Source organism: Halococcus qingdaonensis (assembly GCF_024508235.1).
Lineage (GTDB): Archaea > Halobacteriota > Halobacteria > Halobacteriales > Halococcaceae > Halococcus > Halococcus qingdaonensis.
The window spans coordinates 1,794,864-1,807,703 of the sequence record NZ_CP101943.1; the positions used below are offsets into that span (position 1 = coordinate 1,794,864).

Sequence of the window (12,840 nt, forward strand, 5' to 3'; positions counted from 1 at the left end):
CGCTGCGAGAATGGACGCAATGTCGGAATCAGACACCATACCGGACGAGTCGGGTGCACCGTATCTCGCCTTCGGCGCGCTCGGCTCCGTGGCGCTCGCACTGTACGAATACTACGCTCGTGGCAACAAACAGCGCGGAATGTTCATCGGCCTCTGGCCGCCGACGATGATCGGGTTCGCGATCTACCAGAAACTCCAGAACGAGGAGTAGCTCAGACCGTCGGCACCGGCACCTCGTCGAGCACGCTCTCGACGATCGACTGCTTTTCGACGTCCTCGACGGCGGCATCGGGCGTGAGCACCAGCCGATGGGCGAGCACCGCCGACGCGATGCCGTTCACGTCTTCGGGTGTGACGAACGCACGGCCCGACAGCACCGCACGGGCGCGGGCGGCCTCGAACAGTCGCTGCGTACCACGGGGCGAGACGCCGACCGAACACGCCGACCGCTGGCGGGTGGCCCGCGCGATGGCGACCGCGTAGGTCAGCAGGTCCTCGTCGACGCGCACCGATTCCGGAACCTCCTGCAGCGCGCGCACCCGATCGGTCGAGAGCACCCGCTCCGTTCGCGGACTCCGCTCGTCGCGCTCGGCACGCCGCCGGAGGAGTTCGATCTCGCCCTCCTCGTCGGGGTAGCCGATCTCGGTCTCGACGAGGAAGCGATCGACCTGTGCCTCGGGGAGCTCGAAGGTGCCCGCCATCTCGACGGGGTTCTGGGTCGCGATGACGACGAAGGGATCGGGGAGGTTGTGGGTCTCGCCGTCGACGGTGACCTGACGCTCCTCCATCGCCTCCAAGAGGGCGGCCTGGGTCTTCGGCGGTGCACGATTGATCTCGTCGGCGAGCACGACGTTCGCGAAGACCGGCCCCTGTGAGAACGAGAACTCACCGGTGCTCTCGTCGTAGACGTGCGTTCCGGTCACGTCCGACGGCAAGAGGTCAGGTGTGAACTGCACGCGCGAAAAGGAGAGGCCGAGCGCGCGGGCGACGTTGCGGGCGATGAGCGTCTTGCCCGTCCCCGGAACGTCCTCGACGAGCACGTGACCACGCGCGAGCGCACCCATGAGGATCGTTTCGAGCAGCGAGCGGTCGGCGATCACGGTCGCGTCGAGCGCGTCGAGAACCCGCTCGATCTCGCTGTGGGCCGCGTCGATCTCCATGATCGTTCGGGTGTGTCGAGGCGCTTAGGTGTGGCGATGGCGATCGAAATTCATAAAGTGGTCTCGGGCGAACGGACTGATGGAGCCGGGGTAGCCTAGCCTGGCCAAGGCGGTTGCCTCGAAAGCAACTGTCCTCACGGACTCGTGAGTTCAAATCTCACCCCCGGCGCTTTTCCGAGAACGATGACGGTGAGAGGGTCTTCCATTTTGCGTTCGTTCGACTCGGAACGAATTTTGGTTCGGTGGCTCCCGAGCGGCGGCTCAGGCCACGTCGTCCCGATCGTCGATACGACTGTTGATAAATCCGCCGCGGAAGGCGACCCAGGCGAGCGCGCTCACGAACAGGATCGGCGGGAGAACGGCGAGCCCCATGATCGGTTTGAGTCCCCAGAGTACGACGAACGCGACGTCGGCCAGTCCGAGCGCGAGAAACGGCAGCACGGCGAGCGCCGCGCGCTTGCGGTTCGGCTTCCCGTCGTCCTCGGAGTCACCCATATGTCGCCATCGAGTCCGATGGGCAAAAGCAGTCCGCTCGTCTCATAGTGAACTCTGCCGGCCCGTATGTCGGGCGGTGCTGGCGCGCTGGCCGCCGACGAGATAGCCGTCGACCCCGCTCGCGTCGTGCGGGGCGGCGTCCTGTACCCACACTCCGACGCGGCGCTGGCTCGCCCACTCGCGTGCGAGCGCCTTCGATTCGAACAGTCGTCGCGCCCCCTCCTCGTGGACCCACTCGCCGGCCCGCGAGCTCTGTCGCCGCGCCGAGGGTTTGATCTCCAGGACGTATCCCTCGCTCACGACCCCACGAACGCGCTCGGCGCTCTTTTGATTGTGGGTCGCGGTCGCCGGTGACGGCGTTGTAGCTGCGTACGCGACGACGAGGCTGCGGTGGCGGACGCGTCGTCACCCCGCGATCGCTACCAGCGGTTCGTGACGTCCGTGCTCCCGCAGTCCGGACACTGCGTGAGAACGCCGAGCGGCGGCGATTCGACCGTCTCCCACTGGTCGTCGCCGGGCATGGCCTCGAACCCACAGTTCAGACACAGCGACGGCCGCTCGGTCGATTCACTCATCGACACGCGAAGCGGCCGTCCGCAGACGTTCCCGCGATGCCGTACTCGCCAGTCCCGAGCCGCCGTTGCCGTGGACTGCTCGTGGCATACTACCAGCTACCACGGGCGGCACCGTAACTGTTTCCACGAACTGTAGTCGGACGGCCATCAGGTGAGCAGGAAGACGAGCACGCTGATCGTGAAGAGCGCGAGCGTGACCGCACCGGCGAGCGCGCCGCCCATCGTCACCATCGCGTTGGCGTGGCTGGCGAGCGTCTCGGTGCGGTCGTTGCCGAAGACGTTCACACGGGCGCGCTCGGTCGCCATCCCCGCCTCGACCGGTTCGCAGTCGGCGAGCGCTTCCTGAACCAGCGTTTCGATGCGCTCGATCAGTTCGTCGTGCGCGATCGCACCGCCGACCTGATTCGTCGATTCGAGCGTGTTCACGACGTGTGTGTCGCTCGTCATCACCTCGGCGGTATCGACGGCGTCGAGCCGGCCGACGATTGCCTCGCGCAGACCGGGCTCCATGTTGTTGCCGTCGATGAGCACGTAGGCGGTCGTCTCGTCGCCAGCGGCGAACACCGCGACGCGGATGCCGAGCGGGCCGATTCCCTCCGCCGGCGTCCACGGCGTCTCGTCCCACGCGACGCCGAGCGAGAGCGGTTCGCGCTGCGCGCCCGTGAGATCGCCGGCCACCTCGCCGACGGCCTCGATGAGATCGAACGAGCGCTGACTGCCCGGCACGACGTGGCCCAGATCGGGACCGTCGAGCCCGTTGTTCGAGTTGTGTGCATCGACGAGCATCGCGTCGGAGAGTCCGTGCGCGCGCGCCTCGGCGGCCGCCGACAGCCCGACCGAGTAGTCGATGTCGTCGGCGAAGTTCGGGGCGTAGGTCGCCACGAACAGCGCGCCGTCGCCGACGGCATGACCCGTGACCGTCGCCTCGCCGACAGTTGCGCGCCGACTCGCCGATCCCGTCTCGGTGTACTCGATGCGCTCGCTCGCCCGCGCGACCGTATCGAGAACGGTGTCGACCTCGCGCTCGGTGACGAGATTGAAGTCGTGACCGGCGGTCGCGTGCGGCGGGAATCCGAGCCCGTCGGTGCTCTCGGCGACGCGCTTGGGGAGGTCGCCGCCGCCGATCTCACCCATCGGGCCGGGATGGATCATCGGAAGGACGAACCGTGCCTTTTCGGTGCCGTCGGGGCGGCGCGCTGCGAGCACGGTGACGGGGACGAGCGCCTCCTCGCCGAGCGACGCGAAGAACTCCTCGATCTCGCGCGTCCCGTCGGCGATATGGCCGATGAATCCCCGGAGGAAGTCGAGCACGCTCACGCCGAGGCTCCGCCGCCACGGCTGATCGATGACGGTCACGAACGCCCAGACGCCGCCGGCGTAGAGTAGACAGAGGAGTACGAGCAGGGCGAAATCGAGCGGTTCGACGGCGGCGAACTCCGCCGGCCCGCGGTTCGGCCGCGAGAGAAAGGAACGCACGAGCGGCCCGCCGACCTCGAAGAAGCGCATCATCCCGCTGTAGACGAAGACGAGCAGCGCGACCGACGCGGTCTGGATCCCCGCCGGTATCGCCGCGACGAACAGTGACTTTCGAGAGACGGCGAGCACGACGAGCAGCCGCAGCGCGAACACCGACGCCAGCCCCACGGTGAGCACGTCGAAGACGAACCGCTGGGCGAGCGGGGTGAACACGGCAACGATACCCGCGCCGACGAGGAAGGCGACGAGGATCAGTTCGCTGACGAGCGCGAGCAGCGAGGCGCGGTTCGGCGTGAGCTGGCCGTCGAGGGCCCGATCGACCGGCGGGGTGACGACGCTCGCGACGATCGTGGGAACCCCGATGAAGAAGACCCCCTCCCAGGCGTCTTCGAGGATGAACCGCGAGTCGAAGGCGGCGACGCCGGCGACGGCAGCGACCAGCAGCGCGAAGCCGAGGCTCGCGTACCACTGGGGCGCGCGGAAGATGAACCGCGAGAGGGCGGCGAGATCACCCTGCGTGGTGCTCATTGTTGCTCCGACAACCCGAGCGTGGTTAAATCCACCTCAATCGTCGCTCTCGCAGATCGCGTGGAAGTTCGCGAACAGTTCCTCGCCGCGTTCGGTGTGAGCGACCTCCGGATGCCACTGGACGCCATACAAGTCGCGCTCGGCGTCGCTCATCGCCTCGATCTCGCAGACGTCGCTCGTGGCGGTGCGATCGAACCCGTCGGGCAGCGCCGTCACCTGGTCAGCGTGGCTCGCCCAGACGCGCGTCTCCGGCGCGAGCGAGCCGACCAGCGGGTCCGTCTCGTCGTCGATCGTGACCGTGACGTCGGCGTAGCCGCCGTACTCGCCCGCACCGACCGCGCCGCCGTACTCGTCGGCGATGATCTGCATGCCGAGACAGATGCCCAGGACGGGAACGCCCATGTCGAGATACTCGCCGGAGCGCCCGCGCTCATTGATGTCCGGTCCGCCCGAAAGCACGATCCCGTCGGCATCGACCTCGTCTGCCGGCGTCGAGTTCTCGACGATGCCGGTCTCGACGCCGATGTCGTCCAGCGCGCGACCCTCCAGATGGGTGAACTGGCCGCCGTTGTCGACGACGACGATAGTGGTCATGCCTGATGATGGCGACGAACCGGCTAAAGACTCCCGAAAACGCGATTGGTGCCTCAGTTCTCCTCGCGGCGCTCGGCGGCGGAGGAGAAGTCGAGTTCGGCGCGTTCGCGGCTTCGTCGGCCCTCTCTGGCGGCGAGCGCCTCGGTGTCCGGGCTCGCGTCGTCGTCGATGCGCGCCCACGACTCGTGGATCTTCGCGTGACACCACCGACAGAGGAAGACGGTGATCTCGTGGCTCGTGTGCTCGTCGGCGGCGTAGGAGAGATGATGCTCTTCGAGCAGCGGTCGGTCGTCCGAGTGGGCCTGTCGGCGCTCGTCGAGCCCGCAGCGGACGCACTCGCGCGAGCGGTTCCGTGCGCGGAAGTGCGGACAGTCGGCCCAGTCCCACTCGGGGCCAGCGTCAGCAACGACCGGACAGGCGAACTCGTCGGTGCGGCGCTCGTAGGCGAATTCGGGGTCGTGGTGGTCGTGTTCGAGCGCGTATCGACAGCGCCCGTCATCGGTGCAATGATCGCACCGCTCGACGAACGCGTAGGGGTCCTCGACGCCGACCGAACTGCCGGCGGGCGTCTTCTCCATACTCAATCCTCGTCCCGAAGCGACGTCAATGCCAGCCTTTCAGCAGCACTGCGCCCACGAACCCCGCCAACCCGGCGATCGCGGCGGTGCCGAGTTTGGACACGAACTCCGCCGATGGTGCCGCGGTGAGCCATGCACCGATCGCGAGTCCTACTGCGATGGCGATCGTGCCCCGGTTATACGGGTCCATAGCTGTGTCAACTCGGCTGAACCACAAATAATCACGGCTCAAGCGATTGATCGTATTCGATTGCTCATCTCAATCTGAGAAAGCAGCCAATTCAGTCGTGGCGATTACTGACACAAATGAGAACCGCAACAGCCCACAGACCTCCCCAGCCGATTACGCTCCTCGCTCGCGTTGCTCGCTGTGGTGCTCATCCCTCGCGCAATGTTCGCGCTCAGTGCTCGCTATTGTCTGCTCACGGGCGGCTTCGCCGCCCGTTCGCACGGCCAGCGGGACCTTCGGTCCCGCTCGGCTCGCACACGAGCGCGAGCGCGCGCCACCGCTGACCGCGACTAGAATAGCGGGTTGCAACTGAAATCGTGGACCGCAACATCTGTCGGTACGCACCATTTTAAATACCGTCCGCGCTGCGCTGCGAGTGGCTATCATGACCGGTGAACGTTTTATTCGGGGGCTCCCCCGAAACTACCCCGCTGTCTGACACTGACGTACAGTTTCTCGATACCACGCTCCGCGACGGCGAGCAAGCCCCCGGCGTGTCGCTCACGCCAAGCGAGAAGGTCGACATCGCCCGCAAACTCGACACGGCCGGCGTCTCGACGATCGAGGCCGGCAGCGCCTGCACCGGCGCGGGCGAGCGCGAGACCATCTCGCGGGTGACGAGCGAGGGGCTCGACGCGCGAGTGACGAGCTTCTGTCGCGGCATCAGAGGCGACGTCGACCTCGCGCTCGACTGCGACGTCGACGGGATCAACCTCGTCGTGCCCGCCAGCGAGCGCCACATCGAACGCAAGGTCGGCACGAGCCGCGGCGGCGTCGTCGAAACCACCGTCGAGTTGGTCGAATACGCCCGCGAGCACGGGCTCTGGGTCGAGGTGCTCGGCGAGGACGGCAGCCGGGCTGATCCCGAGTTCCTCACAGAACTGATGGGCGCGGCCGTCGACGCGGGCGCGGACCGGATCTGTTACTGCGATACCGTCGGCTACGCCACGCCCGAACATACGGGTGCGGTGGTCTCGCGACTCGCCGATCTCGGCCCGACGAGCACCCACACCCACGACGATCTCGGACTGGCGGTGGCGAACGCGCTCGCGTCGATCCGAGCGGGCGTGGATCTCGTCCACGCCACGATCAACGGGATCGGCGAACGGGCGGGCAACGTCGCGCTCGAAGAGGTCGCCATCGCGCTCGCCGAAGGCTACGGCAACGAGACCGTCGACACCAGTGGTTTGTACGATCTCGGGCGGACCGTCGCCGACGCGACGGGCATCGCGCTCGCGCCGAACAAGGCAGTCGTAGGCGAGAACGCCTTCACTCACGAGTCGGGCATCCACACCGACGGCCAGCTGAAGGACGACGCGATGTACGAACCCTACCCGCCCGAACGAGTGGGTCGCGAGCGCCGGCTCGCCCTCGGCAAGCACACCGGTCGTGCGGGCGTCGCGGCGACGCTTGCCGAGCACGACGTCGACGCGAGCGACGCCGACGTCGCCGAGATCACCGACCGCGTGACCGATCTCGGTGATCAGGGCAAGCGCGTGACCGACGCGGACGTGCTCGCGCTCGCCGAGACGGTGCAGGGTCGCGAGCGCGAGCGGCGGGTCGAACTCGAAGACCTCACGGCGGCCAGCGGCAACGCTACCCCGACGGCGAGCGTCAGGCTTCGGGTCGACGGCGACGAACGCACCGCCAGCGGCACCGGCAGCGGGCCCGTCGACGCCGCCGTGGCGGCCGTTCGGGAGGCGCTCGGTCCCGGTCGCGACGCGACGCTGGATTCCTATCACGTCGATGCGATCACCGGCGGAACCGACGCGCTCGTCACCGTCGAGGTCGAGATGAGTCGCGACGCACAGTCGGTCTCGGTCGCCGCGAGCCACGCCGACATCACCCGGGCGAGCGTCGAGGCGATGGTCGACGCACTCGATCGGCTACTCGCGAACTGAGGCAGCCCTCATCCATCATCACCATCGCTACCGTAACACCCAGTAGGCTTACCAGCGCGCCACAGCGAGTCGGAGCATGCGCGAACTCGATGCGGTCGAACGGGTAGGCATCGTCGGCGCTGGCACGATGGGCAACGGCATCGCACAGGTCGTCGCGACCGCGGGCTACGACGTCGTCATGCGCGACATCGAGACGTCGTTCGTCAAGAACGGGCTCGACGCGATCGACGACAGCCTGGATCGACTCGTCGATAGCGAGAAACTCACTGATGACGAGGCTGGGGCGGCACGCGACCGGATCACGGGCACGACGGCTCTCGACGACCTCACCGACTGCGATCTCGTCGTCGAGGCGGCCGTCGAGGAGATGGAGATCAAACAGGAGATCTTCGCCGATCTCGACGAAACAATGCCGGAGGACGTCGTACTCGCGACGAATACCAGCACGCTCTCGGTCACGTCGATCGCGAGCGCGACCGAGCGCCCGGAGCTCGTCGTCGGACTGCATTTCATGAACCCCGTCCCCGTCATGAAAGGCGTCGAGCTGGTCGTCGGCGAGCACACCGCCGACGAAACCACGGGGCTCGCCCACGACTTCGCCGCGGAGCTGGGCAAGGAGACCTGGGAGTCGGACGACAAGCCGGGCTTCGTCTCGAACCGCATCCTGATGCCGTGGATCAACGAGGGCATCAGGACCTTCGACGAGGGCGTCGCCACGAAGGAGGACATCGATCGCGGGATGAAACTCGGCACCAACGTGCCGATGGGGCCGCTCGAACTCGCCGACCACATTGGACTGGACATCTGTCTCGACGCCACCCGAACCCTCCACGAGGAGCTCGGCGACCGCTACACGCCGGCGTATCTCCTGAAGCGAAAGGTCGAAGCGGGTGATCTCGGCAAGAAGACGGGTGCCGGCTTCTACGACTACGACTGAGCCCGAACCGCAAGACACAGTATTCGCGCTCGAATCCGGTCTGACATGGCATTCAGCGTTCTCACGGTGCTCCGCCAGTCGCTTCGGCGGCTGGCGACGGGGCCTGCGTTGCTCGTGTTGGTGGCACTCGCCGTCGTCCAGGCGATCGCGGCGTTCGTCCCCGGCGAGTTCGTCCGCACCACGCCCGGCGTCATCGGTGCCGGCGGCGGTGCGATGCCGGTCGTGATCACCGGAAATCCGCTGCCGCTGCTCGCGAGCTTCGTCGTCGCCATCGTCGGCGTCTACCTCGCGCTCGTCACCATCCGTGTCTTCGCCGGCCAGTGGGGGATCGTCGAGCGCGACCACCTCACCCATCGGGTGGGCTTCGGCGTGGCGAACCTGCTCGGCGTCTCCGTCGTGCTCGCGATCGGACTCGGTGCCGGCGCGTTCCTCGCCATCGTCCTCGGGCTCGTCGGCATCGCGCTCTGGGTCGTCCTCTTTCTCGTACTGCTGGCGGCGTCGTTCTTCGCCCCGGCGTTCGTCGCCGTCGAGGACGACGACATCCTCACCGCGTTCCGCAAGAGCTTCCGCGTGCTGCGGCGCTCGCCGGGACGGGTCGCCGCACTCTTGCTCGCGCTCGTCATCGTGAACGCACTGCTCCAGGCGCTCGGCGGCGTCGTCACCGACGCGGTCGCCTCGATCGGCGTCGTCGGCCCGCTCGTCGTCACGATCGTCAGCGGGCTCGGCAGCGTCTTCCTCTGGATCGCGATCGCGCGGGCCTACGACCATCTCGAACCGACGGCCGTCTGAGCGCGGCCCATTCGTCGTGATTACAGAACGGTATCGTAGACGTCGGCAAGCGAATCGACCGAGTGCTCGACGCTCATCGACTCGCGCCGCGAACGACAGGTCGCCGAGAGCCCGTCGTCGGCGAGCGCGCGCCCGAGCGCGTCCCGAAACGCATCGATATCGCCTCGTTCGTAGTGATAGCCCGTCTCGCCGTCCTCGATCGTCTCGGTGAGCGCACCACTGTCGACGCCGACGACGGGCGTTCCACAGGCCATCGCTTCGAGCGCGACCAACCCCTCCGTTTCGACCGGGCTCGGAAAGCCGAAGACGTCGAGCGCCGAGTAGAGGGCAGGAAGCTCCTCGCGATCGAGAAAGCCGAGGAAACGGATATCCGCGTCGCTCTCGTCGGCCTCCTCCTGAAGCGTCTTGTTCGCGGGACCGTCGCCAGCCAGCACGAACGTGGCGTCCATCCCTTCGGCGGCCGCCACGAGATCGGCGAGCTCCTTCTCGAAACCGTGTCGGCCGGTGTAGCCGACGAGCGGCCCGTCCGGAAGATCGTGGCGGGCGCGAAAATCAGCAGTGTCGGTCGGCGCGAACCGGTCTGTGTCGACGCCGTTCGAGACGACCGACACCGGCCCGATGCCACGGCGTGTGAGCGCCGTGCGGACCGTCTCGCTCGGCACGACGATGTGATCGGCACGGCCGAGAAACCAGCGTTCGTAGGCGTTTCCCACGCGAGCGACCGCGTCGAGCAGCCAGCCCTCGGCGAGATAGCCGGCGTACTCCGCCGTCGGCGTGTGGTAAGAGGCGACGAGCGGCTGGTCGATATCGTGCGCGAGGCGCAGACCGCCGAGGCCGAGCCCGAACGGCGTGTGGGCGTGGACGATATCGGCGTTCGCGACCGCATCGGGCACCGATGGCACACCGACGCGGAAGTCCTCGTAGAACGGAAACGGGAGGCTCCGAACGGGATGCTCGTCCGGTGTGGGGTCGTGTCCGTCGGCACCCGGATAGACGACGTCCATCCGTCCGTCGCGGCGCTGCCAGCGCTCGCGCCACGTCCGGATGGTGTAGGTGACGCCGTTCACCGTCGGCAGATAGGTGTCGGTGAAGGCGGCGACGTGTGGCGGCATCGTCCGTGATTTCAGCAGCGAGGATTAATCGGTTGTGACTTCGCGATGGTTCGTCGATGATCGCTGATCGACCCGCCTTGGCCGTCGTTCTCGCCGTTGTGCAGCGAGGTGAAGAACAACGAAAAGGCGGAAGTTCAGGCTTCGACGACACCGTTCGAGTTCGTCTCGTCGTTCGTCGTCAGTTCCAACTCGACGGCGATCTCGTCGTACCAGACGCTCGGCTGCTTCGAGCGCCCGTTGTCGTCGAACTCGACGAGGCCGAGCTCTTCGAGCTCCGTCAGATTGCGATGCACCTGTCGAACGTCACGGTCGACGAGCCGGGCCGTCTCACGGATGCTCTCGGGTTGCTCGTTGGCGAGCGTTCGGAGCAGTTCGAGGTTTCGCGGGCGTGTCACGCGATGCAAGTTCTCCTCGTCGCGGTAGACGCGCTCGAAGTAGGGATCGGGCGTCTCGCCACGATCCAGAACCTTCAGCGTCTCCTCAACGCGGTCGGCGTTCCCACGCCCGAAGCGAATGTGCATCGTGCGCGTCGGTTCGTCGTCGTTAGGGCCAGTGTTCGCCATGAGTGCGTACCTCCTGTTTGAATCGCCGGAAGAGCGAGGACAGCCCACGAAACTCGACGTCTTCGACCTCTTCCTCGCCGACGTGTTTGTGGTGCTTCGCCGCACCAGGGTGATCCGGGAAATTGTCGTACCGGATGATCGTTTTTCCCTCGATCCGACCGTACTGCATGGAGTAGCGCACCCCGTTGGGATAGCGATCGGAGTCGGGCACGCGCCACGCAGTGACGGCAGCGAGCGTCCCGTTTTCCGGAAATCGCTCTTTCACGTCGAGGACCTGCGTCGCTCCGTCCTCCCCGTCCATCGTCCGTTGTTATAGGCTACAACGAAATAAGCGTGTTGCTGTTCCCTCCAACAGATGCTGATCGCACCGCCGAACAGCGAGTTGGACTGTTCGTTCGATGACGATTGGAGATTGGCGAGACAAGGCATACATGAACAGTTCTCGCCGCTTCGACGGGTGAAGTTAGACGGTGACGTCGCGATAGATGCGCGAAAGCTCCGCCCCCACCCGATCGAGGCTGTGTTCGGCCGCGGTTTCGCGCGCATTCTGCCCCAACCGCTCACGGAGGGCGGGATTTTCCGACAGTCGGTCAAGCGCCGCGCGGAACTCGGCGCGACTGGAACATTTCAGACAGTCCTCGCCGTGGGTGAAGAACTCCTCGAACACTGGGATATCGCTGATGACGACGGCCTTCCCGCAGGCCATCGCCTCCAGCACGACGATGCCCTGATTTTCGACCTTCGTCGGGAAACAGAACACGTCGCCCGCGCCGAACGCACCGCGCTTGTCCTCGACCCACCCGGAGAAAGTGAGGTTGTCCGGCGGGTTTTCGGTCCAACGCTTCACCACTGGCGAGGCATGTGGGCCGGTGTCGTACGTGCCGAACCACGCGAAATCGTAGTCGGTCTCTTCGGCGAGTCGACAGAACGTCGTCAGGCCTTTGCGCTCGAAGACGCTTCCCAGCGCGAACACAACCATCCCGTCGAGATCGTAGCGCTCACGGTACTCCCCGCGGAGTCTTTCGTGGCCCGCGAGCGAGTCGCGGTCGATACCGTTGGTGATCGTTTCGATCGGTGCATCGACGGGATACGATTCGAGCACGTTCTTCGTATACGTGCTCGGGCAGAGCACGAGATCGGCCTGCGAGTAGAACCACCGGAGATAGCGCTTGAGCAGCGGGGCGATCTCCGAGGAAAAGCGAAACGACTCGCCGAAGTCCTCGGCGGTCATGTGGGCGTGGAGCACGAGCGGAACGTCGTTCAGATGGGCATGGCGCGCGACCGCCAGACTGCCGGGACCCGGAGCGTTGCAGTGGGCGAGATCGATATCCCGAAACGCGCCGTCGCCCGCCGCGATCGAGCGAGCAGTCGAGAGGAGGTCGTCGCGCCACGGCGAGGTCACGACGTCGATGTCGGTATCGGCGAGCGCCGCGCGCTGCTGGGCAGCGGCGGTGCCCCAGCCGCTGCGCTGGAGGGGGCCTTCGAGTTCGAGGTAGTTGAGCGCGCGCACACCGAGAGCGCGTCGGCCGAGAGAAAAAGCCCACCGAAACGGAAGACAAAACGCATACCGCTCGCCGGCGAACTTCTCATACTCCGCCATGACGCTCGCCGACGAACGTATCGATCGCCTGCACGCTCTCGCCCGAAAGGCGGCGCGTGCGGGCCACGACGACCGCGCCCGCGAATGCGTCAGGCTCGCCCGCCGGATCGCCGAGCGCAATCGTCGGTCGCTGCCCCGGCGGTTCGAACGGTTCACCTGCGATGCCTGCGATAGCTATCTCCGGCCGGGCCGAAACTGCCGAGTCCGCACGCAGGACGGCCACGTCGTGATCACCTGTGAGTGTGGCACGCAGGCGCGCTATCCGTATGAATAGTCTTACCTGCACCGCGCGAGGACGACTGG

17 protein-coding genes and 1 tRNA gene are annotated in these 12,840 nt (G+C 66.4%); 6 read left to right on the plus strand and 12 right to left on the minus strand.

Features of this window, described 5'->3' with window-relative positions; translation table 11 throughout:
• The first annotated feature begins 19 nt into the window (after nt 1-19).
• Nucleotides 20-211, plus strand: coding sequence for a hypothetical protein (locus NO363_RS09185; protein ID WP_256684587.1), 192 nt, complete (start codon nt 20-22; stop codon nt 209-211).
• Nucleotide 212: 1 nt separating this feature from the next.
• Here NO363_RS09185 and NO363_RS09190 read toward each other — a convergent pair whose 3' ends face one another.
• On the minus strand, nt 213-1,160 hold the full coding sequence (locus tag NO363_RS09190; protein WP_256684588.1) for an AAA family ATPase: 948 nt from the start codon (nt 1,158-1,160) through the stop codon (nt 213-215).
• An 84-nt stretch (nt 1,161-1,244) separates the two neighbouring features.
• Here NO363_RS09190 and NO363_RS09195 point away from each other — a divergent pair.
• Nucleotides 1,245-1,329 (plus strand) — tRNA-Ser (locus NO363_RS09195).
• A 92-nt stretch (nt 1,330-1,421) separates the two neighbouring features.
• Here the strand turns inward: NO363_RS09195 and NO363_RS09200 are convergent.
• The 7 genes from NO363_RS09200 to NO363_RS09230 all read right to left on the minus strand — a co-directional run bounded on the left by NO363_RS09200 (nt 1,422) and on the right by NO363_RS09230 (nt 5,596).
• Nucleotides 1,422-1,655, minus strand: coding sequence for a DUF8142 family protein (locus NO363_RS09200; RefSeq protein ID WP_256684590.1), 234 nt, complete (start codon nt 1,653-1,655; stop codon nt 1,422-1,424).
• Between the two features lie 42 nt (nt 1,656-1,697).
• Complete coding sequence (locus tag NO363_RS09205; RefSeq protein ID WP_256684591.1) at nt 1,698-1,955, minus strand: DUF8081 domain-containing protein; 258 nt, start codon at nt 1,953-1,955, stop codon at nt 1,698-1,700.
• Between the two features lie 119 nt (nt 1,956-2,074).
• Nucleotides 2,075-2,230, minus strand: coding sequence for a hypothetical protein (locus tag NO363_RS09210; RefSeq protein ID WP_007739137.1), 156 nt, complete (start codon nt 2,228-2,230; stop codon nt 2,075-2,077).
• A 147-nt stretch (nt 2,231-2,377) separates the two neighbouring features.
• Nucleotides 2,378-4,234, minus strand: coding sequence for a DUF2070 family protein (locus NO363_RS09215; protein WP_256684592.1), 1,857 nt, complete (start codon nt 4,232-4,234; stop codon nt 2,378-2,380).
• 36 nt (nt 4,235-4,270) lie between these two features.
• A complete protein-coding gene (locus tag NO363_RS09220; RefSeq protein WP_256684593.1) occupies nt 4,271-4,828 on the minus strand; it encodes a GMP synthase subunit A in 558 nt (185 codons plus the stop codon).
• Between the two features lie 53 nt (nt 4,829-4,881).
• On the minus strand, nt 4,882-5,406 hold the full coding sequence (locus tag NO363_RS09225) for a DUF7097 family protein (protein ID WP_256684594.1): 525 nt from the start codon (nt 5,404-5,406) through the stop codon (nt 4,882-4,884).
• Nucleotides 5,407-5,431: 25 nt separating this feature from the next.
• Nucleotides 5,432-5,596, minus strand: a complete 165-nt coding sequence (locus tag NO363_RS09230; RefSeq protein WP_256684595.1) for a hypothetical protein — start codon at nt 5,594-5,596, stop codon at nt 5,432-5,434.
• A gap of 431 nt (nt 5,597-6,027) precedes the next feature.
• Between NO363_RS09230 and NO363_RS09235 the strand changes: the two genes are divergently transcribed.
• The 3 genes from NO363_RS09235 to NO363_RS09245 all read left to right on the plus strand — a co-directional run bounded on the left by NO363_RS09235 (nt 6,028) and on the right by NO363_RS09245 (nt 9,262).
• Complete coding sequence (locus NO363_RS09235) at nt 6,028-7,536, plus strand: 2-isopropylmalate synthase (protein WP_256684596.1); 1,509 nt, start codon at nt 6,028-6,030, stop codon at nt 7,534-7,536.
• Nucleotides 7,537-7,612: 76 nt separating this feature from the next.
• Nucleotides 7,613-8,473, plus strand: a complete 861-nt coding sequence (locus NO363_RS09240; RefSeq protein ID WP_256684598.1) for a 3-hydroxyacyl-CoA dehydrogenase family protein — start codon at nt 7,613-7,615, stop codon at nt 8,471-8,473.
• A gap of 45 nt (nt 8,474-8,518) precedes the next feature.
• A complete protein-coding gene (locus NO363_RS09245) occupies nt 8,519-9,262 on the plus strand; it encodes a DUF7847 domain-containing protein (RefSeq protein WP_256684599.1) in 744 nt (247 codons plus the stop codon).
• Nucleotides 9,263-9,282: 20 nt separating this feature from the next.
• On the opposite strand, the gene NO363_RS09250 is transcribed toward NO363_RS09245, so the two are convergent.
• From NO363_RS09250 to NO363_RS09265, 4 genes are all read right to left on the minus strand, one after another.
• The gene (locus NO363_RS09250; protein WP_256684601.1) at nt 9,283-10,374 is read right to left on the minus strand and encodes a glycosyltransferase; all 1,092 of its coding nucleotides are present in this window, start codon (nt 10,372-10,374) and stop codon (nt 9,283-9,285) included.
• 134 nt (nt 10,375-10,508) lie between these two features.
• A complete protein-coding gene (locus NO363_RS09255; RefSeq protein ID WP_256684602.1) occupies nt 10,509-10,937 on the minus strand; it encodes an HVO_A0114 family putative DNA-binding protein in 429 nt (142 codons plus the stop codon).
• Nucleotides 10,918-11,238: a toxin-antitoxin system TumE family protein gene (locus NO363_RS09260; RefSeq protein ID WP_256684603.1), complete on the minus strand. Its 321-nt coding sequence runs from the start codon at nt 11,236-11,238 to the stop codon at nt 10,918-10,920. Before NO363_RS09260 ends, NO363_RS09255 begins: the two co-directional genes overlap by 20 nt.
• Nucleotides 11,239-11,400: 162 nt before the next feature.
• Nucleotides 11,401-12,447 (minus strand): glycosyltransferase family 4 protein, encoded by a 1,047-nt coding sequence (locus tag NO363_RS09265; protein ID WP_256684604.1) that lies wholly within the window; start codon nt 12,445-12,447, stop codon nt 11,401-11,403.
• Nucleotides 12,448-12,535: 88 nt separating this feature from the next.
• Here NO363_RS09265 and NO363_RS09270 point away from each other — a divergent pair, with 88 nt between their 5' ends.
• Nucleotides 12,536-12,811: a ribonuclease P protein component 4 gene (locus NO363_RS09270; RefSeq protein WP_256684605.1), complete on the plus strand. Its 276-nt coding sequence runs from the start codon at nt 12,536-12,538 to the stop codon at nt 12,809-12,811.
• Nucleotides 12,812-12,840: the final 29 nt, after the last annotated feature.